Origin of the sequence: Mesorhizobium sp. L2C084A000 (assembly GCF_000502875.1) — a bacterium.
In the GTDB taxonomy this organism is placed as follows: Bacteria; Pseudomonadota; Alphaproteobacteria; order Rhizobiales; family Rhizobiaceae; genus Mesorhizobium.
Genome location: NZ_AYWX01000006.1, coordinates 12,680 through 39,115, shown reverse-complemented (window position 1 = coordinate 39,115; position 26,436 = coordinate 12,680). Strand labels below are relative to the sequence as shown.

Here is a 26,436-nt window from a genome sequence, read left to right as displayed (position 1 = left end):
CGATGACATCGGTGAAATCGCTGCTCACCAAACCCTGGATCTGGTCGTTCATTGGCGCGCTTCTGGTGTGGCTGGCGACGATCGCCTTCACCGGCGGTTATGGCGCCGGCGGCATGGTCACTGCGGCCCTGTCGCTTGCGGTGTTCACCGTCATTGTCGGCGTCGGCCAGATGTTCGTCATCACGCTGGGGCCGGGCAATGTCGACCTGTCGCTGCCGGCCAATATCGGCCTTGCCAGCGCCGTCGCGATGAAAGTGATGGACGGCAACGATTCCATGATCGCGGTCGGGCTGCTGGCGGCGCTTGCCTGCGGGGCGGCGATCGGCGCCGCCAACTATCTGCTGATCTGGGCGCTGCGCATCCCGCCGATCATCGCCACTTTGTCGGCCAGCTTCATCATCCAGTCGATCGACATCAGCTACGGACGCGGCTTGCAGATCAAGCCGCCGCCGGGCTTCGCCGATTTCGCCAACCGGCAGGTGCTGGGCATTCCGGTGCTGGCGATCCTCACCGTGCTGTTCACCATCGGTGCGGCCGTCGCCCTGCAGCGTATGATCTATGGCCGCTCGGTGCTGGCGATCGGCCAGAACATTCGGGCGGCGTGGCTCGCCGGCGTCAATGTCGGCCGCATCCGCTTCCTCACCTACACGCTGTCGGGCGCGCTCGGCGGCATCGACGGTGCGCTGCTCGCCGGTTATTTCCGCGGCGCCAATGTCGACATCGGCAATGAATATCTGCTGGCCTCGATCGCCGTCGTCGTCATCGGCGGCACGTCGGTAGCCGGCGGCAAGGCCAATGTGCCTGGCGTGTGGGGCGCGGCGCTGTTCCTGGTGCTGCTTTTGACCATGCTCAACACGTTTGGGGTGAGTGCCGGGGTGCGATTGCTGCTCACGGGGCTGATCATTGTCGGGGTGATCACGGCGGCGGGCGGGCAGAAAGCGCCGCGGTAGCGGGAGCAGGACGCCGACGCTGGCGGGACAGCACCCCCCTCTGGCCTGCCGGCCATCTCCCCCGCAAGGAGGGAGATCGGCAGCTTCGCCGTTTCGTCCGCCTTTCAACGTTGAAAATTGGGAAGGCCGTCGTGACGTCCGATCTCCCCCCTTGCGGGGGAGATGCCCGGCAGGGCAGAGGGGGGTGTGAAGGATCTCTACTTCGGCGATGATGGCAGCCGGGCACCTCGAGCCGCTAATCATTGTGCCAGGCCTCCCTCTGGTTTCCATCCACGTCATAGCGCTGTAAATCCAATCGCGCGGCTGCAGGCCGTTCACCATTGTCCGGAGGTTTGCTTGTCCGATTTTGTGAAGGTCAGCCGAGACGGCGACGTCGCCATCGTCACCATCGACAACCCGCCGGTCAACGCGCTGAGCTTTCATGTCCGCGAACCGCTGATGCAGGCGCTGGTCGAGTTGCGGGATGATCCGTCGGTTGCCGCCATCGTCATTGCATGCGCGGGCCGGACCTTTGTCGCCGGCGCCGACATCACCGAATTCGGCAAGCCGATGGAACAGCCCGAGCTACGCGCCATTGTGGCTGTGCTGGAGACCATCGCCAAGCCGACGGTCGCCGCCATCCATGGCACCGCGCTCGGCGGCGGGCTGGAGCTGGCGCTGGGCTGCCATTTCCGCGTCGCCGATGCCGGCGCCAAGCTCGGCCTGCCGGAGGTGAAGCTCGGCCTGTTGCCGGGGGGCGGCGGCACGGTGCGGCTGGGNTGCCGCGCCTGGTCGGCGCGGTGAAGGCGCTCAGGATGGTCGTCTCCGGTACGCCGGTCGGTGCGACCGAGGCGCATGCCGCCGGTCTGGTCGATGCCGTCTTCGAAGGCGGTCTGACCACGCATGCCGTGAACTTCGCCAGGGAAATAGCCCGCAAGGGTGGTCCCTTTACGCCGGTGCGTGATCGCAATGAGGGGCTCAAGGAGACCGACCTCGCGGCTTTCGACGCCGAGGCTGCGGATCTTGCCAGGAAAGCGCGCGGGCTCGAGGCGCCGATCGCCTGTGCGCTGTCGGTGCGCAATGCCGTCATGCTGCCCTTCGATGCGGCGCTGGCGGCGGAGCGTGCGCTGTTCGTCAAGCTGGTCGCCAGCGACCAGTCGCGGGCGCAGCGCCATGTGTTCTTCGCCGAACGTGAGGCGGCAAAGCTTCCCGGAAAAGACATCGTCAAGCGCAGGATCGCCCGCGTCGGCGTCATCGGCGCCGGTACGATGGGCGGCGGCATCGCCATGGCCTTCGCCAATGGCGGCTACCCGGTCACCATGCTGGAAACCAGCCATGAGGCGCTGCAGCGCGGGCTGGCGACCATCGACAAGAACTACTCGGTGTCCGTCACGCGCGGCTCGCTGACGGCAGATGCCAAGCGCGAGCGCCTCGCCCTGTTCAAGGGCTCCACCGACTATGCCGATCTCGCCGATTGCGACCTGATCGTCGAGGCGGTGTTCGAGGACATGGCGGTCAAGAAGGAGGTTTTCGGCAAGCTGGAAGCCGTGGCCAAGCCAGGCGCGATCCTCGCCACCAATACCTCCTATCTCGACATCAACGAAATCGCCGCCTCGACCTCGCGGCCGCAGGATGTGCTCGGCCTGCATTTCTTCTCGCCGGCCAATGTCATGAAGCTCTTGGAGATCGTGCGCGCCGACAAGACCGCGCCCGATGCGCTGGCGACCGTCGTCGACTTGGCGCGGCGGATCGGCAAGGTGGCGGTCGTCGTCGGCGTCTGCCACGGCTTCGTCGGCAACCGCATGCTGGCCGCGCGTGGCTCGGAATCGGAAGCGCTTCTTCTGGAGGGTGCGACGCCCAGCCAGATCGACCAGGCCTTTACCGATTTCGGCTGGCCGATGGGGCCTTTCCAGATGGGCGATCTCGCCGGTCTCGACATTGGCTGGCGCAACCGCAAGGCACGCGGCCTGTCGGCCGTGATCGCCGATACGCTGTGCGAACAAGGGCGTTTCGGCCAGAAGACCGGCTGGGGGTTCTATCTCTACGAGAACGGTTCGCGTACCCCGGCCCCGGATCCGGAGGTCGAGGTGCTGATCCGCGACAAGGCCGCCGAGAGGGGCATCGCGCCGCGCGCGATCAGTGCGGAAGAAATCATCGAGCGCACGCTTTACCCCCTGATCAATGAGGGCGCCAAGATCCTGGAGGAAGGCATAGCGGCCCGCGCGTCCGACATCGATGTCGTCTGGGTCAATGGCTACGGCTTTCCCGTGGGCAAGGGCGGACCGCTGTTCTGGGCTGGCCTTGAAGGCCCGGCCAGGCTCATCGAGCGGCTCGAGTACTGGCATCAGCGGACGGGCAAGGACGTGTTCAAGCCCGCGCCGCTGCTGAAGCGGATGGCCGAGACCGGATCGTGGGAAGCCGGCGGTTAGGGGTCCTGCCGGATCCGCGCGTCGATGATCTCGACGAAACGTGCGAACAGGCCAGCCTGCGACTTGATCTTGAGCTTGCGATAGATGTTGCGTCGATGGACCTTCACGGTGCCCGGCACGATGCGCATGGCCCTGGCGATCGATTCCGTCGAATGCCCTTGCAGCACCAGGTCAACGACATGCTTTTCGCGTGGCGTCAGCGACAGGCTTTGCCAGATATGGGCGCGGTCGAACTCGTTGACTGGAGCGGTCGTCTCGTCCTGCTGCGCCTCTGCCGGTTCGTCGGTCGGAAGGATAGGCCAGCGCAGCCTGGCGAAGCTGATCACCGCCGGCGCCATGTCGCGCAGCAACCTGGCATCGGCGGTGCCGAACGGGCCCGAGGCGCGCAGCCGCATCAGCGACAGCACCAGCGCATCCTTGCCCGGCAACGGCACGAAGAAGCCGACCTCCTCGGCCAGCCTGGTCTGGCTGTAGTAGGAGCGGAAATACTCGCTGGCATAGAAACGGTCCGGCGCCAGTTCGCGCATGCGCCAGAACCCTTCCTTGCGCTCGACCGCCGCGTGATGGAACGGGTCGAGCAGATACGGCCCCTCCTGATAGAGCGCGACGAAGACGTGGCTTTCGGTGGGCGAGAAGGTCTCGAACAGCAGCGGCGGGCGCGCCGCGCCGCGATAGCCGAACACCACGCAGTGATCGAAGCTGACATGCTGCCGCAGCCAATCGACCAGCGCCTGGCCGAAGAGGTCGCCGCTGGTCTCCCGCGTCGCCGCGACGAGCGTGGCGAGCTGGCTGTATTCGTCGCTGCGGGACAATCCATACCCCCTGAAACGAGAAAATAGGTCAGATATACCACCTCAGAGGTATATACTAGCCGCCATTGGCTCTGGTAGCGTCCCGATATTGCCCTGTTGCTGGAGTCATCAGCCTTGACCGCAGTGCCCGACATCGAGTTTCGCGGCGTCACCAAACGCTATGGCGCGGTGACCGCGGTCAGCGGCATCGATCTCGCTGTCCCGCCCTCCGCCTTTGTCGCGTTGCTCGGGCCGTCCGGCTGCGGCAAGACCACCTGCCTGCGCATGATCGGCGGCTTCGAACAGCCGAGCGAAGGCCAGGTGTTCATTCGCGGCCAGGACATGGCCGGCACGCCGCCCTACCGGCGGCCGGTCAACATGGTGTTCCAGCAATACGCGCTGTTTCCGCATCTCGATGTCGAGGACAACGTCGCCTACGGGCTGCGTCAGGCGCGGCCAAGGCTGTCGTCGCGCGAGATCGCTTCAAGGGCGGGCGAAGCGCTCGAAATGGTGCGGCTCGCCGGCTATGGCCGCCGCAAGATCCACGAGCTGTCCGGTGGCCAGCAGCAGCGTGTCGCGCTGGCCCGTGCGCTGGTCAACAAGCCGGCCGTGCTGTTGCTCGACGAGCCACTGGCGGCGCTAGACAAGAAGCTCCGCATCGATATGCAGATCGAGCTGCAGAACCTGCAGCGCGAGATCGGCATCACCTTCGTGCTGGTCACCCACGACCAGGAGGAAGCGCTGTCGATGAGCGATTTCGTCTGCGTCATGAATGGCGGCCGCATCGTCCAGCTCGGACAGCCAAGCGAGATCTATGACGAACCGGCCGATTTGTTCGTCGCCGATTTCGTCGGCAAGACCAATCTCTTGAGCGGTACCGTCGCCGGACATATGGGCGATCTGGTGGAGGTGGCGCTAGCGGACGGCACCGTGATTGCCGCGCGCAAGCGCACCGCCTTGCAGCAAGGCGAGGCCGTGTCAGTCAGCCTTCGTCCTGAATCGCTCAGTCTCGGCGCTCCGGGAAGCGGCCGCTTCAAAGGCATCGTTCGCAACCGGATTTTCCTGGGCTCGACAGCGGAATACGCGATCGAGGTCCAGGGCATCGGAACGCTGCTGGCCAAGGCCGATCATCTGATCGGCCACGGCAATCTCTTCAAGCCGGGTGAACCCGTCGCCATCGGCTTTGCCTCCGGAACGCCGCTGGCGTTTCCGGAAACCAAAAACAACGGGACCAACCAGAGGGTAGATAAACATGTCGAAATCATATCGTGATGGACTGCCGATAAGCCCTGAAAACTTCGTCGACCAACTGATGCGCCTGAAGCGCGGCTCGATCGGCCGCCGCGATTTCCTCGGCCTCACCGGCCTTGGTATCGCGACAGCAGTGATGGCGCGCGAGATCGGCATCATGCCGACACCGGCCTTTGCCGCGGAAAGCCTTGGCGACCGCATGTCGATCGCCACCTGGCCGAACTATCATGATCCGGCGACATTCGAGAATTTCAAGAAGGACACCGGCGTTGCCGTCGAGGTCAACGTCTTCGGCTCCAACGAGGAGATGCTGGCCAAATTGCAGGCCGGCGCTTCGGGCTGGAGCCTGTTCGTACCGACCAACTACACGATCTCGACTTACAAGAAACTCGGCATCATCGAGCCGCTGGAGATGGCGAAGCTGCCGAATTTCGATGGCTCGCAGGAGGATCCGCGCTTCACTGGGGAAGGCACGATCGAAGGGGTGACCTACGCGGTGCCGAAGAACTGGGGCACCACCGGCTTTGCCGTCAACACCAAGAAGCTGACCAAGCCGATGACGAGCTGGAAGGAGTTCTGGGACACCGCCATGGCCGAAGGCGACAGCCGCACCATGGTGCACGACTACCAGCTGACCACGATCGGCAATGCGCTGAAATATTACGGCTACTCGTTCAACTCGCTCAAGCAGGACGAACTGGCCAAGGCGGAGGAACTGCTGCTGAAGGTCAAGCCGCATCTGTTCGCGGTCTCCTCCGACTACCAGCCGGGCATGCGCGCCGGCGACGCCTGGATGACGATGTGCTGGACGAACGATGGCGCGCAGCTGCATCGCGACATTCCGGAGATCGCCTATGTGCTGGGCAAGGAAGGCGGCGAGATCTGGACCGATTTCTACGCCATTCCGAAGGATGCGCCGAACAAGCCGGCCGGCTACGCCCTGCTCAACTATCTGATGAATCCGCAGGTGGCGGTGAAGGAGCACCTGGCCAATGGTGCGCCCTCGACCGATGCGCGGGTCAACAAGCTGCTGCCGAAGGAAGTGCTCGACAATCCGATCCTCTATCCGGCGGCCGACCTGTTGACGCCGCTGGAATTCGGCGCGGCGGCAACGCTGACGGATCCCGGCCGCGCCGAGCTGATGGCGCGCTTCAAGTCGGCCTGAGCGACGGCCTCGAATTCGATTCGGATAATTTGACCGGCGGGTTCATACCCGCCGGCACGGGGCAAATCTCTCCATGCACGGCAGCCGTCTTCGCAGGAATTTTCTGACCGCCATGCTGCTCGGTCCGGCGACTGCGTGGCTGGTGGTGTTTCTGGTGCTGCCGTTCATCGCCATCGCCGTGTTCAGCGTCGGGGAGCGGGCGCCGGAAGGCGGCTATCAGGCGGCTTTTACCTTCGCGCAATATGCCAATCTTCCAGCGCGGGCGACCGCCTTCTGGAACACGATGGTGCTGGCGCCGATAGGGGCGCTCGCCTGTCTGCTCGTCGCTTATCCCGTTGCCTATTATCTCGCCTTGCGCGCACCGCAGCGCTGGCGGCTGATCCTGCTGGCGCTCGTCGTCATTCCGTTCTGGACCAGCCTCCTGATGCGGACCTATGCCTGGATGTATGTGCTGGGCGGGCGCGGCATTCCGGCATTGCTCGCTTACATCGGGTTCGAGGATGTCAGGCTGATCAACACGCCGGGCGCGGTGCTGCTCGGCATCGTCTATGGCTATCTGCCGCTGATGATCCTGCCGATCTATGTCAGCCTTGAGCGGCTCGACCGCAGGCTGCTGGAAGCCTCCGCCGATCTCGGCGCGACGCCGCTCTCGACCTTCCTCAGCGTGACCCTGAAACTGTCGCTGCCGGGCGTGATGACCGGCTTCTCGCTGGTCATGATCCTGCTGCTCGGCGAATATCTGATCCCGACGCTGCTTGGCGGCGGCAAGGTGTTCTTCATCGGCAACGCACTGGTCGACCTATTCCTGCAATCGCGCAACTGGCCGTTCGGATCGGCCATCGCGATCACGCTGGTGCTGGTCTCGGTGGTGGTGCTGATTGCCGCCAACCGCATTTCGACCCGGGTTTCGGGCGCTCGCCGGGTGGATTTGATCTGATGCGCACCTTCGTCATTGCCGTCTTCGCTTTCCTCTATCTGCCGATCGCCCTGGTCGTGCTGTTCTCCTTCAATGCCGGCCGCCATGCCAGCGAGTTCACCGGCTTTTCGGTTCAGTGGTACGGTACGGCGCTGGCGAACCCGTTCCTGGTCGAAGCGCTGAAGAACAGCCTGTTCATCGCTACCACCAGCGCCTTGCTGGCGGCATTGTGCGGCACTGCGGCGGCACTCGGCCTGGCGCGTGTCGGCATCAGAACACGCGCGGTATTCGATGCGCTTCTGGGCGCCGCGATCGTCGTTCCGGGCGTCGTCATCGGCATTTCGACGCTGGTCGCGCTCGTCCAGCTGTTCACGGTCGTCAATCCGTTCCTCGCCTCGATCTGGCCCGACGACCAGCCGCCGCGCCTCGCGCTCGGTTACGGCTCGATCATCGCAGCGCACGGCCTGTTCTCCATGGCGCTGGTGACGATGATCGTCGGCACGCGGCTCGGCAGCCTCGACCGCAATCTGGTCGAGGCGTCGAGCGATCTCTACGCCACGCCGTTGACGACGTTCCGCTCGATCGTGCTGCCGCAGATCATGCCGGCCATCGTTGCCGGCTTCCTGCTCGCCTTCACCTTTTCCTTCGACGATTTCATCATCGCCTTCTTCGTCGCCGGGGCGCAGACGACGCTGCCGATCTATGTCTTCGCGTCGATCCGGCGCGGCGTGACGCCGGAGATCAATGCTATCGCGACGATCGTGCTCGTCGCCTCCGTGCTGCTCGTGGTGCTTGCCCAATGGCAATTGCGCCAGCGCAAGCCGTCGAACTGAAAGTCGCATCATGATCCTCAAAGACCGCATCGCCGTGGTGACAGGCGCCGGCTCCGGCATCGGGCGCGCCGGCGCCATGATCATGGGCAGGGAAGGCGCGGTGGTCGTCATCGCCGACAGGGATCAGGCCGCTGGCGAAGCAACGGCTTCGGAGATGCGGGCAATGGGCGGGCAGGCCGAGGCGATCGCGACCGATGTCGCGGACGATGGGGCGCTGGAAAAGCTCATTGCCGGCACGATCGAGAGGCACGGGCGCATCGACATCCTGCACAATCACGCCGGCATCCAGGTCGGGGGAACGCTGACCGAGGTCGAGGTCGGCGGCATGGACGCGTCATGGCGGGTCAATGTGCGGGCGCAGTTCCTGGCGGCCAGGATGGTCATGCCGTCGATGATCGCACGAGGCAACGGCGTCATCCTGAACACCGCCTCCAATTCGGGTGTGTTCTACGACCGCGAGATGATCGCCTACGCCACCTCTAAACACGCGGTGGTGGCAATGACGCGGCAGATGTCGCTCGACTATGCCCGGCACAATGTCCGCGTCAACGCGCTCTGTCCGGGCTGGGTCGACACGCCGTTCAACGAACCGTTCATCGCCCAGATGGGCGGACGCCAGGCGATCGAAACCTATGTCCGCACCAAGATTCCGATGGGACGCTGGGCCAGCGCCGATGAGATCGCGGAAGCGATCCTGTTCCTCGTCTCCGACCGCTCATCCTTCATGACCGGCCAGGCGCTGGTGATCGACGGCGGTGAAAGCATCGGCTGAGACTTGTGCTTTCGTCACCAACCTCCTTTATTTCAGCGCCTTTCCAATACACTGCTCTACGACCTTCCTGGTGCCGCTGGTCGGCTGATAGGACTATGGTCCGGCCGGCATGGGACTTCAGTGCCATGGCCGATCAAGAGCGTTGATTTATGTTTAATATCAAATGGTTATGGTGCCGGCGGGTTGTCAGATCGCGTATTGAGACAACATTTGTCTAAAGTTTACTCTGTACAATTAGTAATTCCTCATACGACGGTCGCCTAGCGGTTGGGCGAAGGGCGGCGATTCCCCGAGGAGATTACCATGACAAACCGAAAAACTCTGTTCGCGGCGCTTGCCGCATTGGCGCTTCTGGCATCTCCGGCGATAGCCGGCGGCAACGGCCACGGCGGCGGCAATGGCGGTGGCAATGCCGGCGGCAACGGCAACGGCGGGGGAAATGCCGGCGGTAACGGCGGCAATAGCAATGGCAAGAGCGGCGCTTCGCACGGCAAGTCTTCCTCGGCTCGGGGGCAGGTGGCAAAGGCCAAAACGGATGACACCACGGTCGACAAGACCACAAAGGTCTCGTCGGTTCCCAAGGAGAAGAACATCCACGCCAAGCTCGGCCGGCTGAACTCGCTTCAGCGCAACATCAACGCCTATATGAACTCGAAGAGCAAGAAGTTCGCCGCCATCCAGGCTTTCGTGACGCAGTCCGCGAAAGCCAAGGTCGCCGAGGCCGCCGCTGAGGCGGCCCAGGAGAAGCTGGATGCGCTGAATTCTCAGTTGACCGCGCTGACGTCGCTGACGCCCGAGCAGATTGCCGCCATGACGCCCGAGGATCAGGCGGCCTTGCCTGGGAAGATAACGGATCTGCAGGCCGAAATCACTGCCCAGGAGGCAGAGGTCACCGCCGCCAATGAGGCGGCTGCCGCGGCAGAGGTCGGCACCGATGATGCATCGCTCGACGCGGCGCTGACGGACATGGCCAACAAGCCGGTCGACGACGACGTCACGGCCTGGGCCCAAGGGGTCCTTGCCGGCAAGATCGACCAGACGGCTGCCGCGATGGAAGCAGAAACGACGCCGTAACGACTTGCCGTTGAAACGGCAGTAGCCAATCGAAGAAAGATGCCGCCGGACTTCGCCCGGCGGCATCTTTCTTTTTCCCGGCCATGGACTGGCATCCGGAGCTGGCGAGGTTCGAAACACTCAGACGTGCTTGCGGCCGCCGGTCGCGCGGAACCAGCTGTCGGGATAGGGATACCACCATTCCTGGATTGTCGGTTTGTGGTCGATGATCACCATTTTGGAGCGGCGGAAGGCATCCAGCCCCTGGCGGCCAAGCTCGCGGCCGAGGCCCGAGGCCTTCCAGCCGCCGAAGGGCAGGGCATCATTGTCGATCAGCGGGTTGTTGACCCAGACCATTCCGGCTTCGAGCCGTTCAGCCGCCTCGTGGGCTTCGGCCAGATCGGTGGTGAAGACAGAGGCGCCGAGCCCGAACGGGCTGTCATTGGCAAGCCGGATCGCCTCATCGAAATCCCTGACCCGGCAGATGGCGGCGACCGGTCCAAAGCATTCCTCGCGCACGATGGCCATGTCCGGGGTGACGCCGGTCAGGATCGTCGGCTCGTAGAACCAGCCGGTGTTGTGCGCAGGCGGGATGCGTCCGCCGGTGATCGCCTCGGCGCCGTGGGCAATGGCATCGTCGACAAGACGCATAACCTTGGCCCGCGCGGCTTCGCTGACCATCGGGCCGATCTCGGTCTTGTCCATGCCATTGCCGACACGCAGGGCACGCGTCTTTTCGGCGAACAGCGCGACGAAACGATCATGAACGGCATCGACCACGAAGAAGCGCTCGGCCGAGGTGCAGACCTGGCCGGTAAGGTGGAAGGCCGCGGTGACACTGCCGGCCGCCGCTACATCGAGCGGCGCGTGTTGGCTGATGATAAGCGGATCGCTGCCGCCGGCCTCGATGACGCAAGGCTTCATGCGTTCGGCGCAGGCCACCGCCACCGCCTTCCCGGCGGCGACCGAGCCGGTGAAGGCAACCGCGTGGGTGCGTTCGGAGGCGATCAGCGCTTGCGCCGTGGTCGCTCCACCAGGCAGGCAGGAGACCAGCCCCTCCGGCAGCGAGCGGAACACGGTCATGTAGTCCAGCGTCGACAGCGTCGTCGCCTCGGCCGGCTTGATGATGCAGGCATTGCCGGCGGCGAGTGATGCGGCGACCGTCCAGCACATCAGCAGGATCGGGAAGTTGTAGGGCATGATGTGGACGGATACGCCATAGGGCTCGTAGCGCGCATACTGGAACGAACCGGCCTGTGTCGTGCCGGCGATCTTGCCGGCATCGTCGCGCGCCATCTCGGCGTAGTAGCGGAAGATCGGCGCGCAGTTGGCGATCTCGCCGATCGCTTCGGGGTAGGGCTTGCCCATCTCGCGCACCATCAGTTCGGCGCAGCGGGTGAAGTCCGCCGCCTCGATGGCGTTGGCGACGGCATGCAGGTGCTTGGCGCGGCTCTTGGCGTCGAGCTTCTTCCAGGCAGCCTGCGCCCTGGTCGCGGCGGTGAGCACGGCATCGATCTCGCTATCGCTGGCTGCAGCGATGGCGCCGACGGTTTCCAGCGTCGCCGGATCGATCACCGGCTTTGCCGTGCCTGCCATCGGCCGGTAGTCCGGGTTGACGAAGAAAGCCGGCCGGTCAGGGGAGAAATCCATGGACATCCTCTCGGATCCGCTCAGCGGATCATGTAGACCTTCTTGATGGTCTCATGGACGGTGCAGACGCCCTTCCAGTCCTGCGGGAAGAAGGCGGCCGTGTCCGGCTCGATCTCGATCACCTCGCCGGATTCGTGCACATAGGTGCAGCGCCCTTCGAGGAAGTGGCAGAACTCGTCGCGGGTGACATGGCAATGCCATTTGCCTGGTGTGCAGACCCAAAGCCCGCATTCGGAGCGGCCTTCCGGCCCCTTGTACAGCAGCTTGCCCGAGGTGTGGGATTGCCCCTCGATCATGGTCGGTATGACGCCCCAGTCGACGAGGTCGGTAATGGTGAGCGGGGAATTCATGATGGGTGTGGTCATGTCGATTTCCTTGAAAAGAGTGCTCAGCGGCACATGAAGGCCTTGGTCAGCGTTTGCGTGATGATGGAGATGCCGGTCCAGCCGGCGGGGAAGAATACAAGCGTGCCGGCCTCGACCGGGATCTCTTCGCCGTCGTCATGGACATAGCTGCCACGGCCTGAGAGGAAGTGGCAGAACTCGTCGGCGGCAAAGGTGACCTTGCGCGTGCCCGGCGTGCACGACCACAGGCCGCATTCGCTCGATCCGTCCGGGTTTTGCGACAGGATCTTGCCCGAGGCGCGTGGCGAACCGGCGAGCGTGTCAGAACCCGCGCCCCAATCCTCCAGTTCCACGGTCGAGGCCTTCGGCCAGTGCGGTGTCGGCATGTCATGCTCCCATGAAGTGTCAGGCCAGCATGTAGACGTTGCGCATGGTCTCATGCACGGTGCATTCGCCCGCCCAGCCGGCTGGGAACATGACCACGGTCCCGGCGGAGACTTCTATCACCTCACCGACATCGGACCGGTAGGTCGCGCGGCCGGCGACGAAATGGCACAATTCGTCGCGCGGGATGCTCAGGCGCCAGCGGCCTGGCGTGCACACCCAGATGCCGGATTCCGGCTGGTTGTTCGGCCCTTTGTGCACGAGTTTGCCGGTCGAGTGGGAGGCACCGTCCAACGCATCCGGCTGGGCGCCCCAGTCGACGAGATCGGCGCGGGTGGAGGCCTGGTAGAGGTGGGGAGCGGAGGAGGTCATGAGCGTGCTCCGGTGGCGCGATGCCTAATGACATGCCGAGCCAAGGCACCCCCCTCTGACCTGCCGGCCATCTCCCCCGCAAGGGGGGAGATCAGATGTCGTCTCGACTTTCGCCAATCACCAAGATTGCAGAGTGAGAACCGGTGGCGAAGCTGCCAATCTCCCCCCTTGCGGGGGAGATGGCCGGCAGGCCAGAGGGGGGTGCTCAGGCTCGGCGTATCAACGACTTCAATCACAGCAGCGCCTCCAACAAACCCGCCGCTTTCTCCGGCCCATTCTGCCCCTGCATCTGTGCCGAGGTCTTTGCCAGCTTGGCCTTCATCTTGGGATCGGACAGGCAGGTTTCGACCCTGGCAGCCAGCTCGGCATCGGTCCAATCGTAGCGCGGCATGCCGAAGCCGTGGCCGGTTTCCTCGACGCGGGTGGCGTTGTCGTGGCCGTCCCAGACATAGGGCATGATGATCGCCGGCTTGCCGAAATAGAGGCACTCGGTGAACGAGTTGTTGCCGCCATGGTGAATGACAGCATCGACCTGCGGGATGACCGAAGGCTGCGGGAACCAGCTCTCGACGATGACATTGCCGGGCACGTCCGTGTACTGGTCCTTGTAGCCGCCGACATTGACCAGCGCCCGGTAGCGCGTCATGCCCAGCGTCGCGATGATGCGCTTCAACAGCTCGACATCGCCGGCGCCGAGGCTGCCGAAGGAGACATAGAGCAGCGGCCCGTCATTGTTTTTGGCGAATGTCGGCACCGTGTAGGGTTTCTCCTGCCGCACGCAGCCTTCCAGATACTGGAACTTTGCCGGGTCGAGCGGATGGCGGCGCTTGAACTTTGCCGCTTCGGGATAGAGCAGCAGGTTCAAATAGGGCGAGGCCTCGAAGAACTGGCCGATCGGATAAGGCGCCTCGTTGTTGGCGGCGAGGAAGGCGTTGAAGTCGTCATGGATCGGCTTGATCACCGCGTTGAAATGATCGCGGTAGCGCTGGTGACCGGCATGGTCGTTCTCGCCGCAGCCGGAGAGATGCGGCGGGATGTCCTCGTCGTCGATCTCGTTTTCCGAGCAGGAGATGACGCGCACCCAGGGTTTGCCGAACTGCTTGATCGCCGGGAACAGGATGACGTTGTCGACGCAGATCACATCCGGCTTGATAGCTGAGAGAACGCGCGGCAGATCCTTCTGCGCCCATTTTGCGCTGTCGACGATCGCCGTCCAGCAATCCTTGACGTAGTTGTCGACCTGGTCGTAGGGCGATTTGCGGAAGTTCGGGATGTGGCCGTTGATGAAATCCTCCCAGAATTTCGCCATCTGCTCGGGCGGCATCGGCTCGGACAGGTTCACCGGATGGGCCTCGAAGCCGTAGCCCTTGTAGACGTCGACGAAGCCGGGATCTGACAGGAACACCGCTTTATGGCCGCGCGCCTCGACCGCCTGGGCGATGCCGACGGAATTGAGCGCCGGGCCATAAGCTGCTTCTGGAAAAAACGCGATCGTCTTCTGCGCCATCAGGCTTCTCCTTTATTCTGCGAAAACTCTGACATCGGCGGCGTCCCAGCCGAGTTCGACCTGATCTCCCGACGCGACCGGCCGGCGGTCGGCGGCATCAGCGGTGACGCGCACCAGGAACGGCTTTGGCGACAGGGGTGTGCGGACATGCAGCTGCAGGTCGAGCCCCTGATAGGCCAGCGCCTCGACCGTGCCGGTGGTGCGGTTGGCGGTCTGAGCTTCCGGGAACAGCCGGATGCGCTCCGGCCGCACCGAAGCGACAGCGGATGCGCCGGGCGAGAGCGTTGCTGGAACCTTGCCGGATATTCGCGCGCCATTCGCGGCGACAACCCCATCGGTGGCGGCCTTGCCCGGCACAAAATTCATCACGCCGATGAAGTCGGCGACGAAACGGTCGGCCGGATGCTCATAGATCGCGTGCGGCGTGTCGCATTGCAGCAGCTTGCCGTCCTTGAGCACCGCCATGCGGTCGGCCATGACGAGCGATTCTTCCTGGTCGTGGGTGACGATGACGAAGGTGATGCCGACCTCGTGCTGCAGGCGCTTCAATTCCAGCTGCATGGCGCCGCGCAGTTTCTTGTCGAGCGCGCCAAGCGGCTCGTCGAGCAGCAGCAGACGGGGCCGTTTGACCAGCGCGCGGGCGAGCGCGACGCGCTGCTTCTGGCCGCCCGACAGCTGCTCCGGCTTGCGGTCGGCGAAGGGGACCAGCTCGGTTGTCGCCAGGATGGCGTCGACGCGGGAGTGGATTTCTGGCGCCGGCAAGCGCTCCATCTCCAGGCCGTAGGAGACATTGGCGCGGACGCTCATATGCGGAAACAGCGCGTAAGACTGGAACATCAGATTGACCGGCCGCTTGTTGGGCGGGGTTTTCGCAATGTCGTGACCGTCGAGCAGGATGCGCCCGCCACTAGGCGTCTCGAAGCCGGCCAGCATGCGCAGCAGCGTGGTCTTGCCGCAGCCCGACGGGCCGAGCAGTGCGAAGAACTCATTCTCGCGGATGTCGAGCGAGATGCCGTCGACAGCCGTCACCCGGCCGAAATTCTTCGACACCTTGTCGATGGCCAGCAGCGTGCGCGGTTCGCTCATTGGCCTATGATCCCACGGTTGAGCCGCTGCGACAGGGTCAGCGCGGTGATCGAGACCGCCATGACGATGGTCGCCAGTGCGTTGATCTCCGGCGTGATGCCGAAGCGGATCATCGCGTAGATCTGCATCGGCAGCGTCGTCGAGGAGCGGCCGGCGCCGGCGGTGAAGAAAGCGATGATGAACTCGTCGACCGAGAGCGTGAAGGCGAGCAGCGCGCCTGCGATCACCGCCGGCGCGATGACCGGCAATGTCACCCGCCTGAAGGTGGTGAGCGCGGAGGCGCCGAGATCGGCGGAAGCCTCTACGATCGACCAATCAAAACTCTTCAGCCTGGCGCGCACCACCGAGCAGACAAAGGCAAGGTTGAAGACGACATGGGCGAGGATGATGGTGTGCAGGCCCATGGTCAGGTTGAGCATGGAGAAGAACGAAAGCAGCGCGATCGCCAGGACGATGTCGGGAATGATCATCGGTGCGAAGATCAGCGCTTCGAGTCCCCTGCCATATTGCCGGCGCATCTCGATGCCGATCGCCAGCAGCGTGCCGAGCAGAGTGGCGATCGCGGTCGAGACCAGCGCCACGATCAGCGTGTTGAGCGCAGCGGAGAGGATCGCCGAATTGCCGGCCAGCGAGGCATACCATTTCAGCGAAAAGCCCGACCATGCCGTCGGCAGCCCGCCTTCGTTGAAGGACAGCGCCACCAGCACGGCGATCGGGATGTAGAGGAAAGCGAAGACGAGGCTGAGCACGAGCCAGAGCGTGCGCCGCGTGGCGGGAGAGCGCTCAGCCATCGGTGTCTCCGCCGGCTCGCGCGGCGTGGCCCGAGGCGCGATTGGCGGCCAGCGCCTGCGCCATCAGCACCAGAAGCATGATGGCGATCAGCGCCATCGCGAGCGCGGCGCCGAACGGCCAGTCGTTGGCGGTCAGGAACTGGTCGTAGACGAGGTTGCCGATCATCTGGAAGCGGCCGCCGCCGAGCAGCGCGGGCGTGACGAAATTGCCGATCGACAGCACGAAGACGAACACCGCGCCGGCAGCAATGCCGGGCACGGTCAGCGGCAGGATGACACGGCGGAATGTGGTCATGGCGGAGGCGCCGAGGTCGCGCGAGGCCTCGGCGAGTTCCGGGTTGAGGCGAGACAGTGGCGCGTAGCAGGCGAGGATGACAAAGGGCAAATAGTTGTAGATCAGGCCGGCGATAACGGCGCCTTCGGTGTAGAGCATCGACGGTGGCTCGCCGGTGTAGCCGAACCAGCGCAGCAACTGGGTGATCAATCCTTCGCGGTTGAGCAGCACGATCCAGGCATAGGTGCGGATCAGGTAGTTGGACCAGAAGGGCAGCACGGCGAAGAACAGGAACACCGGCTGCAGCCGGCGGGGTGCCGCTGATATCGCATAGGCGGCGGCGTAGCCGATCACCACCGCGATCAGCGTCGCGGTGCCGGCGATGCGCGCCGAGTTGAGGAAGATGCCGGCATAGAGCGGGTCGAAGACCAGCCCGAAATTCTCCAGCGTAAAGGTGTATTCGATGCCGCCATAGATACCGCGCCGGAAGAAGGCGAGCGCCAGCACCAGCGCGCACGGCACCACCATCAGTGCGGTCAGCCAGACCAGCGCCGGGGCCATCAGCAAGGAGGAGCGAGAGGGTAGGTGCTTCACGAAGTGCCCCCCTCTGCCCTGCCGGACCTGGCCTTTCGCTTTCGCTTCGGGCGTTCGTCGTTCGGAAAGCCAAGCAATTGGCTTTCCGTCCGTTGCGCGGACCACTTCTCACCCCCTTCAAGGGAGGAGATCGGCAGTTCCAACCTTTCGCTTACTTTGAAAAATCGAAGATTGGCGAAAGCAATGCCACAGCCAATCTCCCCCCTTGAGGGGGAGATGGCCGGCAGGCCAGAGGGGGGCGACACGGGACGCAAGCTTGATTCCAAGATGCTGCTGGAACAGTCCCTACTGCGCCGCCTTGATCTCGCTGACGATCTTCGAATAGTCGCGCTGGGCGTCGCCGACGTCACGCAATTGCTCGAACTTGACGAGGTCGGCCACCGGCATCGCCATGTTGGGGAATTTGGCCAGGAAATCGGCAGGCAGGCTTTCCATGGCCGGCTTGTTCGGCACCTTGTAGTCGATGTTCTGCGCTGCCCAGGCGTGGTTCTTGGCGTCGAGCATGAAGTTGATGAACTGGAAGGCGGCGTCCTTGTTGGCGGAGGCCTTCATCACCACCATCGTGTCGACCCAGAGGTCCGAACCTTCCTTGGGAATGACGTATTTGATCTCGGGTTTTTCGGCGATGCCGTAATTGCACCAGCCGTCCCAGGCCTGCACCATCAGCGCCTCGCCGGACACCAGCTTGGAATAGAAGGTGGTGTCGTCATAGGCGAGCAGGGTCTTCTTGGCCGAGATCAGCAGATCCTTGACCTCAGCCATCTTGGCCGGGTCGGTTTCGTTGACCGAATAGCCCTTGTCGAGCTGGCCGGCGGCCAGCAGCCAACGGTCGGTCGCCAGCATGGTGGTCTTGCCCTTCAATTCGTCGGAGGGCGCGAGCAGGTCGCTCCAACTGGTTGGTGCGACCTTCATCAGGTCCGAGCGATAGCAGAGGCCGGTGGTGCCCCAGGTGTAGGGCACCGAGAATGCATTGCCGGCATCGTGAGGCAGCTTGGTTGCTTCCGGATAGAGGTTGGCGAGGTTCGGTATCTTGGTGTGGTCGATCGGTTCGGTCAGGCCGAGCTTGTTCAGCACCTCGGCGAAGGGCGAGGAGACAAAGACCACGTCATAGCCCTTGCCGCCGGCGGCGATCAGCTTGCCCATGATCTCTTCATTGGTGGCGTGCACCACCACTTCACCCGAAACGCCGGTCGCGGTCTTGAAGGCGGCCATCGCGTCGGGCGCCATGTAGCCATCCCAGTTGGAAATGACGAGATCAGCAGCCATCGCCGGCGCGGACAGCGCCAAGGCCAGGCCAAGTGCGAGCGAAGATGTTTTCAGCGCACGGCGCCGCAGGCTGGTAGCGGTCATGACAGACTCCCATTCCGGTTGATCGTCGAATTTCATTCGCCGGACCAACGCCTGCGACCTTGCCGCTGCCTCGATCCTGTTCCCTCGGTCTTTTTCTCGCCGATTGTCGTGACAGTACTATTGCAGAAAAAAGTACGTCAATCCATAATTTGCCAAGCGACCGAGGAATCTGGCCGATTGCGTCCGTGCGGGCGATCGGTCAAATCAATGCGGTCATGTCGTTTTCCACTGGACCAGTCATGCAAGCCGTAGCCAGACGACCTCGCACCAACCATCTCGATCTGGCGCAGCGCATCCTGGATGTGGCGCGGCAGCGCGGCTTTGGGCCCGGCGCACGCTTGCCGGAGCAGCAGATCGCCTCGCTGTGCAATGTTTCCCGCACACCGGTGCGGGCAGCGCTCGGCCTGCTTGCGGAGCGAGGCGTCGTACGGTGGGAGGCGGATTCCGGGTATCATCTGGCCATCGACCTCACCGCGCAGGCTTCGGTCGCCACGGAATTGCCCGCTGCCGAGGAGGACGAGCTGGCCGAGGCGATCCTGCGCGACCGGTCGGCGCGGCGGCTGGACCAGACAGTGACCGTTGCGGGGTTGATGCGGCGCTACAGTTCCGACCGAAAGACGGTACTAAAAGCGCTCAACAAACTGACCGAAGAGAATTTGTTGGACCGTGCGCCCGGCCAGTCCTGGCTGTTTCGACGCACGCCAGACGATCCGGAGGCGCAAGGCGACAGTTATGAATTCCGTCTGCTGCTGGAGCCCGCGGCCATCCTGACGCCGGGTTTCCGGCTGGATGGCGCGCGGGCGGCGACGTTGCGCCAGGGCATGGAAGCGCTGGTGGCGCTGCCGGACGCCGCCTTCGACACACGCGAGTTCCAGCGGCTGGACATCGATTTTCATGGCATGCTCGCCGAAGGCTGCGCCAACCGCTTCGTGGCCGACGCACTCGCCGATCACCTCAGGCTGCGCCGGCTGCCGGGCATCTATGCCGGCGTCAACGTCTTCCGGTTGCGGCAATCGCTGCGCGAACACCTTGTTATACTCGACCATCTTGAAAGCCTGCAGTATGAGGTGGCTGCCGATCTACTGCGCATCCACCTGCGGCTCTCCCGCAACCAGCGACCGCAAGCGGCCAGTCGCGGGGCGCCTGCCCTGTTCGGCATGATCAGCCGGCCGGATTGACGAGGATTAATTGACGCGTAAAGCCAGCCCGACCATCGCGCTGTTCCCCGAAGCAAGCTTCGGCGCGGCGTTGAATTGCGTCGGCATCGCGCAGGCGTTGCGCGCGAGAGGCGCCCGGCCCGTCTTCATCTGCCATGCCGGCTTTTCCGGCGTCTTTGCCGACTATGGTTTCCAGGAATACCAGTTGCCGACAGAAGAGCCGCTGAGCGACAGCGAACGCCAGAGCTACTGGCAGGCTTTCGTGCGCCGGCACCTGCCGCATTTCCGGCTGAGCCCGATCGACCAGCTGGAAACCTATGTCGCGCCGACCTGGCAGGCCATCGTCGACACCGCGGTCAATGCCGAGGCGCCGCTGCGTCAATTGCTGGCGCGGCTGAAGCCGGACGCGGTGGTGCTCGACAATGTCATCATGTTCCCGGCGATCGCCGCCGCCGGCTGCCCCTGGGTGCGCGTCGTCTCCTGCGCCGAGACCGAGCTTCCGGATGCACAGGTACCGCCCTATCTGTCGGGGCTTGGCGTCGACGACTCGCAACGCGCCGCGTTCGAGGCCAGGTATCTGGCGGCTTGCACGCCCGCACATGATCGCTTTGACCGCTTCCGGATGGATGCCGGCCTGGCGCCGCTGCCGAAGGGCCTGTTCCTGGAGACGTCGCCCGACCTCAATTTGCTGCTGACGCCTTCGATCGTGCGCCGCGAGCGCGCCGAGCCGCTCGACCCGGAGCGCTTCGTCTATCTCGAAGGCTGCGTGCGTTCGGAAGGGCCATTCGAGGTGCCGGTATTCCCGCGCAATGGCGGGCCGCTGGTCTATGTCAGCTTCGGCAGTCTCGGCGCCATGGATGTCGGGCTGATCGAGCGCATGCTGGCGGTGTTCGACAGGCTGCCGGCGCGCTTCATCGTCAATGCCGGCGGCCTGCGCGACGCCTATCGCGCGGTGCCCGACAATGTCTATCTCGACGCCTGGTTTCCGCAGCCCTCGGTCGTGGCGAAGTCGGATCTGTTCATTCATCATGGCGGCAACAACAGCTTTTGCGAGGCGCTGCGCTTCGGCGTGCCGTCGCTGATCATGCCCTATTGCTGGGATGGGCACGACAATGCGCGGCGCGCCGGAGAGACCGGCGTCGGAGACCATATCGGCCGTGACGCCTGGACCGAAGGAGTGTTGGAGAGAGCCATTCTCGGCCTGCTGGCCGACGATGCCATGCGCACCCGCCTCAAGGACAATGCAGCCCAAATGGCGCTGAAACCTGGAACGGATGCGGCCGCGCAAGCCATACTCTCTCTGATACGGACATGAACGAAATGCCTGACAACGATACGAATATCTCGCTCCTTGGCGGTAACGACCCCAAGATCTGGCTGGCCCGGCACGGCATAAACGAGGTCGAATGCCTGGTGCCCGACATGAACGGCGTGCTGCGCGGCAAAGCGCTGCCTACGGCCAAATTCCTCCAGGCGCTTGAAGACCGCGCGCTCTACCTGCCGAGCAGCGCTTTCCTGGTCAGCATCGACGGCCGCTATTCCGGTTCGGTCGACGAGGGCTTTGCCTATTCGGACCCCGACATGCGCATGGTGCCTGATGTATCGACGCTGTGCCTGGCACCCGGTGCCAGCGCCGGCAAGGCCTATGTCTTTGCCGATGCCTTCCATATGGACGACCGGCCCTGGATGGCCTCGCCGCGCCATGTGCTGCGCACCGTGCTCGATCTCTACGCCAAGCGCGGCTGGCGGGCGGTGGTGGCGCCGGAGTTGGAATTCTATCTGACCGCGCCCAATCCCGATCCCGACCAGCCGCTGACCGCGCCGATCGGCGCCAATGGCCGTGCCGAGGGTGTGCAGCATCCCTATGACATGGCCGCGCTCGAGGAGTTCGAGCCGGTGATCCGGCGCGTCTATGACTATGCGGCGGCGGCCGGACTGCCACTCGACACGCTGATCCACGAGTCAGGTACGGCGCAGCTTGAGATCAACTTCCTGCATGGCGATGCGCTGCCGCTGGCCGACAAGGTGCTGCTGTTCAAGCGGTTGACGCGCCAGGCCGCGCAGCAAAGCGGAATGCATGCGACCTTCATGGCCAAGCCGATCGCGGCGCAGGCGGGAAGCTCGATGCATCTGCACATGTCCATCATCGACGAGGCCGGCAAGACGCTGTTTGCCGGAAACGACGATGCCGACACCGAGATGTTCGGCCATTTCATCGGCGGCCTGCAGACATATGTCCCCGAGATCATGCTGCTGTTTGCGCCCAATGTGAACTCGTTCCGCCGCATCCGCCCGAACCACAGCGCGCCGGCCAACATCGAATGGTCGCATGACAACCGTTCCTGCGGCCTGCGCGTGCCGGCCGGCGGCCGCTCCGCGCGGCGGGTGGAGAACCGGTTGCCGGGTGCGGATTCCAATCCTTACCTGGCGATCGCCGGTTCGCTTCTCGCCGGCTACCTCGGTGTCGAACAAAAGCTCGCACGGTCGCCCGAGGCGTCGGGCAACGCCTACAAGATCAAGAGCACGCTGCCGAAAACCATGGAGGAGGCGCTGGACCGCTTCGCTGCTTGCGATCCGGTGCGGGAATTGCTCGGCGAGGATTTCTTCCAGACCTATCTGCGCGTCAAGAGCGTCGAACTCGACCTGTTCCAAGGCGTGGTGACGAGCTGGGAACGCGACCACCTGCTGCTGAAGGTGTGATCATGGCTTCCAGTTCAACGGGTTTCAATTCGGGCCTCGATATCGGTAAATCCTATTATGTCGCCACGGCCAATCGGGCGCCGGACCATCCGGCGCTGGTCGGCGATGTCGATGCTGACCTGGTGGTTGTCGGCGGCGGCTGCACCGGCCTGTCGGCCGCCCTTCATGCCGCCGAGCGTGGGTTGAAGGTGGTGCTGCTCGAAGGCGGCAAGATCGGCTGGGGCGCATCGGGCCGCAATGGCGGCCAGATGATCCCCGGCCTGCGCAAGGGCGCCAAGGGGCTGGTTAAGCTCTACGGGCCCGAGCGGGCAAAGGCGCTGTTCGATCTTGCCTTCGAGGCACGCGGGCTGGTGCTCGATATTATCGAGCGCCATGCCATCGACTGCGATCTCAGGCTGACCGGCCATCTGGTCGGCGCGGTCAACGGCTCCGACCTTAGGGATCTCGAGGAAGAGGCCGAGTGCCTGGCCACGGTGATGAAGTTCCCGCATGCGGAAATCCTATCGGCGGCTAAAGCCCGAGCCAAGGTCGATACACCCTACCATGGCGCGATGTATGAGCCGCTCGGCGGCCACATGCATCCGCTGAACTATACGCTCGGCCTTGCCCGCGCAGCGGTTGCTGCCGGCGTCACCATCCACGAGAATTCGGTCGCCGTGCGGCTGGAGCGCGAGCCTTCGGTCCGGGTCTCGACATCAAAGGGTTCGGTGCGTGCCAGACATGTCGTGCTGGCGGGTGACGCTCTGCTCAACGGGCTGGAGCCGCGCGTCAACAGCCGCATCATGCCGGTCGGCAACTACATCGTCGCCACCGAGCCGCTGGAGGGCAAGCGCAATGTCATCCCGGCCAATGTCGCGGTGTCCGACACGCGCTTCGTCGTCAACTACTACCGCATGTCTGCGGATGGCCGCCTGCTGTTCGGCGGCGGCGAACGCTACACGCCGTCACCGCCGGCCGATATCGCCGGCTTCGTGCGGCCGCATATGGAAAAGACCTTTCCGCAGCTCAAGGGCTGCCGCATCGATCATGCCTGGGGCGGGCTTGTGTCGGTGACGACATCGCGGCTGCCGCACGTCGGGCACTATGGCGAGGTCTATTTCGCGCATGGCTATTCCGGCAAGGGCGTCATCCTGTCGACGCTGTCCGGTAAGCTGCTGGCCGAAGCGATCATGGGCGACGCCTCGCGGCTAGATTTGTTCTCGACGCTGACGCCGATGCCGTTTCCGGGTGGGACGGCACTGCGTGGGCCGCTCTATGTGCTCGGCATGCTGTGGTACGCGATGCGGGATCGGATCAAGCATTGAAGTCGCGTTGCTGCAACGGCACAAAATAGTACCCGTAGCGATCCTTCACACCCCCTCTGTCCTGCCGGACATCTCCCCCGCAAGGGGGGAGATTGGCAGGTTCAGCGCTGCGCTCACCCTACAACGGTGTAGATTTGGCGAAAGCCGCGATAACAGCTGATCTCCCTCCTTGCGGGGGAGATGGCCGGCAGGCCAGAGGGGGGTGCTGTCCCGCCGACGTCGAAGGTTGGATGAAGCTTCTTAAACCACAAAAAAATCCTCAATCCGCTGCTTGGCCTCCAGTAGTGCCGGCAGTATCTCCCGCTCCATCTCCGCGACCGAAAACCGCGCCGACTGGGTCGAGACGTTGATGGCCGCGACCGTGCGCTCTGCCCGGTCGCGGATCGGCACGGCGATCGAGCGCAGGCCGAGTTCCAGTTCCTCATCGACGATGGCAAAGCCGTCCGCTTTCGCCTTGCCGATGGCGCCGGCCAGCAGCCTGACATCGATGATCGTCTTCGGCGTCCGTCTCTCGATGGTCGTCTGGTCGAGGAATGCGTCCAATTCCTGAGGCGTCAGGCCCGCGAGCAGGATGCGCCCCATCGAGGTGCAATAGGCAGGCAGCCTGGTGCCGACATCGAGTGACACGCTGAGGATGCGGCGGCCGGGAATGCGGGCGACATAGACGACATCCTCACCCGACAGGATGGCTGCCGAGCAGGCCTCGTTCAGCTGAGCGGCGACCGCGCGCATGATGGGGGCGGCGAAGGCCCATAGCGAGGCGCCGCCGAGCCAGGTGCGGGCAACCGTCAGCAGGCGCGGCGACAGCGAGAACACGCGGCCGGCCTGTGTTGCATAGCCGGTGGCGGTGAGTGTCAGCAGGAAGCGGCGGGCGCCGGCGCGGGTCAGGCCCGCTTCCTCGGCCATTTCAGTCAACGTCATGCCCGAGGGATGGCGGGCCAGGATCTCCATGACGGCAAGGCCGCGTTCAAGCGAGCCGACATGATCACGGGAAACAGCCTCTTCGTCCATCTTGTCTCCGCAGAACGACATCAGCGTCAGGATTGACTCCACGCCTCTGCTCAGCATAGAAAGTATCGCATATAAAACATATGTTCGCAATACGAACTTTCTCAGCCTGGAGCCGATGCGATGGTCAAGTTCCTGCCGCTCAAACAGGCCGTGGCCGAGAATTTGAAAGATGGTGACACGGCTGCCTTCGAGGGCTTCACCCATCTGATCCCGACGGCAGCGGCGCATGAGGCGATCCGCCAGGGTTTTCGCGACCTGACCTTGATCCGCATGACGCCGGACCTGATCTACGACCAGATGATCGGCATGGGCATGGCGAAGAAGATCGTCTTCTCCTATGTCGGCAATCCCGGCGTCGGCCTGCTGCGCCGCGCCCGCGATGCCATCGAGAACGGTTTCCCGCGCTCACTTGAAATCGAGGAGCACAGCCATGCCGGCATGGCCAACGCCTATGAAGCGGGTGCTGCCGGCCTGCCCTGCGCGGTGTTTCGCGGCTATCGCGGTGCTGGCCTCGCGGCGGTCAACCCGAACATCAAGTCTGTCACCTGTCCGTTCACCGGCGAGGTGCTGGCCGCTGTTCCTTCGATCCGGCCTGACGTCACCTTCATCCATGCGCAGAAGGCCGACAAGAAAGGCAATGTGCTGGTCGAAGGCATCATCGGCATCCAGAAGGAAGCGGTGCTGGCGGCCAAACGCGCGGTGGTGACGGTCGAGGAAGTGGTCGACAATTTCGACGATCTGCACCCCAACCTGACCGTGCTGCCGCGCTGGACGATTGCCGCGATATCGGTCGTGCCCGGAGGCTCGCATCCGTCCTACGCGCATGGCTATTATGCGCGCGACAATGCCGCCTATCTCGAATGGGACGAAATCGCCGCCGACCGCGAGAAATTCCAGGCGTGGATGCGGGCCAACGTCATCGAGAAGAGTGCCGGCGATTTCGAGGCCCGGGTCGAGCATCTGAGGAAAGCGGCATGAGCGACAATCAGGGCTTCACCCCCAACGAGATGATGACGATCGTCGCCAGCCGCGCGCTGCGCAATGACGATGTCTGTTTCGTCGGCATCGGCGCGCCATCCGCCGCTTGCAATGTGGCGCGGCTGACGCATGCGCCCGACATCACCTTGATTTACGAGAGCGGCACGATCGGCACCGCGCCCGACGTGCTGCCACTGTCAATCGGCGATGGCGAATTGTGCGAAACCGCCGTCACCACCGTCGCGGTGCCGGAGATGTTCCGCTACTGGCTGCAGGGTGGGCGCATCTCGATCGGCTTCCTCGGTGCGGCGCAGCTCGACAAGTTTGGCAACATCAACACCACGGTCATCGGCGATTATTTTCACCCAAAGACCAGGCTGCCCGGCGGCGGCGGCGCGCCGGAGATCGCGACGTCGTCGAAGGAGATCTACATCACCATGGCGCAGACCAAGCGCGGCATGGTCGAGAAGATCGATTTCTTCACTTCCTTCGGCCATGGCGAGGGTGGTGACCATCGCAAACGGCTTGGCATAGACACCGCCGGCCCGACGCTGCTGATCACCGATCTCGCCATCTGGAAGCCGGACCCGGTGAGCAAGGAATTCACCGTCGTGTCGCTGCATCCAGGCGTCACCCGCCAGCAGGTGCAGGAGAGCTGTGGCTGGGTGGTTAAGTTCACTGATACTCTTGACGAAACGCCGGCGCCAGGCGAACTCGAATTGAAGACATTGCGCGACCTGCAGGCCCGCACCAAGGCGGCGCATGAGGGAACCGGAAAAGCAAAGGCTGCATGAC

24 protein-coding genes and 1 pseudogene are annotated in these 26,436 nt (G+C 63.9%); 14 read left to right on the top strand and 11 right to left on the bottom strand.

Annotated features, from left to right (window positions below):
* The first annotated feature begins 2 nt into the window (after window positions 1-2).
* Both X735_RS151640 and X735_RS01000000165855 read left to right on the top strand, forming a co-directional pair.
* A complete protein-coding gene (locus X735_RS151640) occupies window positions 3-950 on the top strand; it encodes an ABC transporter permease (protein ID WP_023811208.1) in 948 nt (315 codons plus the stop codon).
* Between the two features lie 336 nt (window positions 951-1,286).
* Window positions 1,287-3,358 (top strand): annotated as a pseudogene (locus X735_RS01000000165855) (3-hydroxyacyl-CoA dehydrogenase NAD-binding domain-containing protein).
* Here X735_RS01000000165855 and X735_RS151645 read toward each other — a convergent pair.
* A complete protein-coding gene (locus X735_RS151645; RefSeq protein ID WP_023811207.1) occupies window positions 3,355-4,170 on the bottom strand; it encodes a LuxR C-terminal-related transcriptional regulator in 816 nt (271 codons plus the stop codon). The pseudogene X735_RS01000000165855 and the gene X735_RS151645 sit on opposite strands and share 4 nt — an antisense overlap.
* 114 nt (window positions 4,171-4,284) lie before the next feature.
* On the opposite strand from X735_RS151645, the gene X735_RS151650 reads away from it, so the two are divergent.
* The 6 genes from X735_RS151650 (at window position 4,285) to X735_RS151675 (ending at window position 10,160) form a co-directional block, all read left to right on the top strand.
* Window positions 4,285-5,421: an ABC transporter ATP-binding protein gene (locus tag X735_RS151650; RefSeq protein WP_023811206.1), complete on the top strand. Its 1,137-nt coding sequence runs from the start codon at window positions 4,285-4,287 to the stop codon at window positions 5,419-5,421.
* A complete protein-coding gene (locus tag X735_RS151655; RefSeq protein WP_023811205.1) occupies window positions 5,402-6,565 on the top strand; it encodes a spermidine/putrescine ABC transporter substrate-binding protein in 1,164 nt (387 codons plus the stop codon). The genes X735_RS151650 and X735_RS151655 overlap by 20 nt, the downstream gene beginning before the upstream one ends.
* 73 nt (window positions 6,566-6,638) lie before the next feature.
* On the top strand, window positions 6,639-7,502 hold the full coding sequence (locus X735_RS151660; protein ID WP_023811204.1) for an ABC transporter permease: 864 nt from the start codon (window positions 6,639-6,641) through the stop codon (window positions 7,500-7,502).
* Window positions 7,502-8,314, top strand: a complete 813-nt coding sequence (locus X735_RS151665) for an ABC transporter permease (RefSeq protein WP_023811203.1) — start codon at window positions 7,502-7,504, stop codon at window positions 8,312-8,314. The genes X735_RS151660 and X735_RS151665 overlap by 1 nt, the downstream gene beginning before the upstream one ends.
* 10 nt (window positions 8,315-8,324) lie before the next feature.
* The gene (locus X735_RS151670; RefSeq protein ID WP_023811202.1) at window positions 8,325-9,086 is read left to right on the top strand and encodes a glucose 1-dehydrogenase; all 762 of its coding nucleotides are present in this window, start codon (window positions 8,325-8,327) and stop codon (window positions 9,084-9,086) included.
* 303 nt (window positions 9,087-9,389) lie between these two features.
* Window positions 9,390-10,160: a hypothetical protein gene (locus tag X735_RS151675; RefSeq protein WP_023811201.1), complete on the top strand. Its 771-nt coding sequence runs from the start codon at window positions 9,390-9,392 to the stop codon at window positions 10,158-10,160.
* Between the two features lie 120 nt (window positions 10,161-10,280).
* Here X735_RS151675 and X735_RS151680 read toward each other — a convergent pair whose 3' ends face one another.
* The 9 genes from X735_RS151680 to X735_RS151720 all read right to left on the bottom strand — a co-directional run bounded on the left by X735_RS151680 (window position 10,281) and on the right by X735_RS151720 (window position 18,491).
* Window positions 10,281-11,789 carry an aldehyde dehydrogenase family protein gene (locus X735_RS151680; protein WP_023811200.1) on the bottom strand — a complete coding sequence of 503 codons (1,509 nt, stop codon included), beginning with the start codon at window positions 11,787-11,789 and terminating at the stop codon, window positions 10,281-10,283.
* Window positions 11,790-11,809: 20 nt separating this feature from the next.
* A complete protein-coding gene (locus X735_RS151685; protein WP_023811199.1) occupies window positions 11,810-12,154 on the bottom strand; it encodes a cupin domain-containing protein in 345 nt (114 codons plus the stop codon).
* A 23-nt stretch (window positions 12,155-12,177) separates the two neighbouring features.
* Window positions 12,178-12,519: a cupin domain-containing protein gene (locus X735_RS151690; protein ID WP_023811198.1), complete on the bottom strand. Its 342-nt coding sequence runs from the start codon at window positions 12,517-12,519 to the stop codon at window positions 12,178-12,180.
* 19 nt (window positions 12,520-12,538) lie between these two features.
* Complete coding sequence (locus tag X735_RS151695; RefSeq protein WP_023811197.1) at window positions 12,539-12,889, bottom strand: cupin domain-containing protein; 351 nt, start codon at window positions 12,887-12,889, stop codon at window positions 12,539-12,541.
* A gap of 232 nt (window positions 12,890-13,121) precedes the next feature.
* The gene (locus tag X735_RS151700) at window positions 13,122-14,396 is read right to left on the bottom strand and encodes a glycosyltransferase (RefSeq protein WP_023811196.1); all 1,275 of its coding nucleotides are present in this window, start codon (window positions 14,394-14,396) and stop codon (window positions 13,122-13,124) included.
* A gap of 12 nt (window positions 14,397-14,408) precedes the next feature.
* Window positions 14,409-15,482 carry an ABC transporter ATP-binding protein gene (locus tag X735_RS151705; RefSeq protein WP_023811195.1) on the bottom strand — a complete coding sequence of 358 codons (1,074 nt, stop codon included), beginning with the start codon at window positions 15,480-15,482 and terminating at the stop codon, window positions 14,409-14,411.
* Complete coding sequence (locus X735_RS151710) at window positions 15,479-16,273, bottom strand: ABC transporter permease (protein WP_023811194.1); 795 nt, start codon at window positions 16,271-16,273, stop codon at window positions 15,479-15,481. Before X735_RS151710 ends, X735_RS151705 begins: the two co-directional genes overlap by 4 nt.
* Window positions 16,266-17,108 (bottom strand): ABC transporter permease, encoded by an 843-nt coding sequence (locus X735_RS151715; RefSeq protein WP_031213256.1) that lies wholly within the window; start codon window positions 17,106-17,108, stop codon window positions 16,266-16,268. Before X735_RS151715 ends, X735_RS151710 begins: the two co-directional genes overlap by 8 nt.
* A gap of 318 nt (window positions 17,109-17,426) precedes the next feature.
* Window positions 17,427-18,491: a spermidine/putrescine ABC transporter substrate-binding protein gene (locus X735_RS151720; RefSeq protein ID WP_023811192.1), complete on the bottom strand. Its 1,065-nt coding sequence runs from the start codon at window positions 18,489-18,491 to the stop codon at window positions 17,427-17,429.
* 239 nt (window positions 18,492-18,730) lie between these two features.
* Between X735_RS151720 and X735_RS151725 the strand changes: the two genes are divergently transcribed.
* Genes X735_RS151725 through X735_RS151740 form a run of 4 tightly spaced genes read left to right on the top strand, consistent with a single transcriptional unit; the run spans window position 18,731 to window position 23,652 of the window.
* Window positions 18,731-19,669, top strand: coding sequence for a GntR family transcriptional regulator (locus X735_RS151725; RefSeq protein WP_023811191.1), 939 nt, complete (start codon window positions 18,731-18,733; stop codon window positions 19,667-19,669).
* Window positions 19,670-19,679: 10 nt separating this feature from the next.
* Window positions 19,680-20,963 carry a glycosyltransferase gene (locus tag X735_RS151730; protein WP_023811190.1) on the top strand — a complete coding sequence of 428 codons (1,284 nt, stop codon included), beginning with the start codon at window positions 19,680-19,682 and terminating at the stop codon, window positions 20,961-20,963.
* Between the two features lie 5 nt (window positions 20,964-20,968).
* Entirely contained in the window at window positions 20,969-22,348 is a 1,380-nt protein-coding gene (locus X735_RS151735) for a glutamine synthetase family protein (protein ID WP_023811189.1), read from the top strand.
* A gap of 2 nt (window positions 22,349-22,350) precedes the next feature.
* Window positions 22,351-23,652: an FAD-binding oxidoreductase gene (locus X735_RS151740; RefSeq protein ID WP_031213254.1), complete on the top strand. Its 1,302-nt coding sequence runs from the start codon at window positions 22,351-22,353 to the stop codon at window positions 23,650-23,652.
* Window positions 23,653-23,892: 240 nt separating this feature from the next.
* Here X735_RS151740 and X735_RS151745 read toward each other — a convergent pair whose 3' ends face one another.
* Window positions 23,893-24,663: an IclR family transcriptional regulator C-terminal domain-containing protein gene (locus X735_RS151745; protein ID WP_023811187.1), complete on the bottom strand. Its 771-nt coding sequence runs from the start codon at window positions 24,661-24,663 to the stop codon at window positions 23,893-23,895.
* A 120-nt stretch (window positions 24,664-24,783) separates the two neighbouring features.
* On the opposite strand from X735_RS151745, the gene X735_RS151750 reads away from it, so the two are divergent.
* Together X735_RS151750 and X735_RS151755 are read left to right on the top strand one after the other, a co-directional pair.
* Complete coding sequence (locus X735_RS151750) at window positions 24,784-25,641, top strand: CoA transferase subunit A (RefSeq protein ID WP_023811186.1); 858 nt, start codon at window positions 24,784-24,786, stop codon at window positions 25,639-25,641.
* A complete protein-coding gene (locus X735_RS151755; protein WP_023811185.1) occupies window positions 25,638-26,435 on the top strand; it encodes a CoA-transferase subunit beta in 798 nt (265 codons plus the stop codon). Before X735_RS151750 ends, X735_RS151755 begins: the two co-directional genes overlap by 4 nt.
* The last annotated feature ends 1 nt before the right edge of the window (window position 26,436 follow it).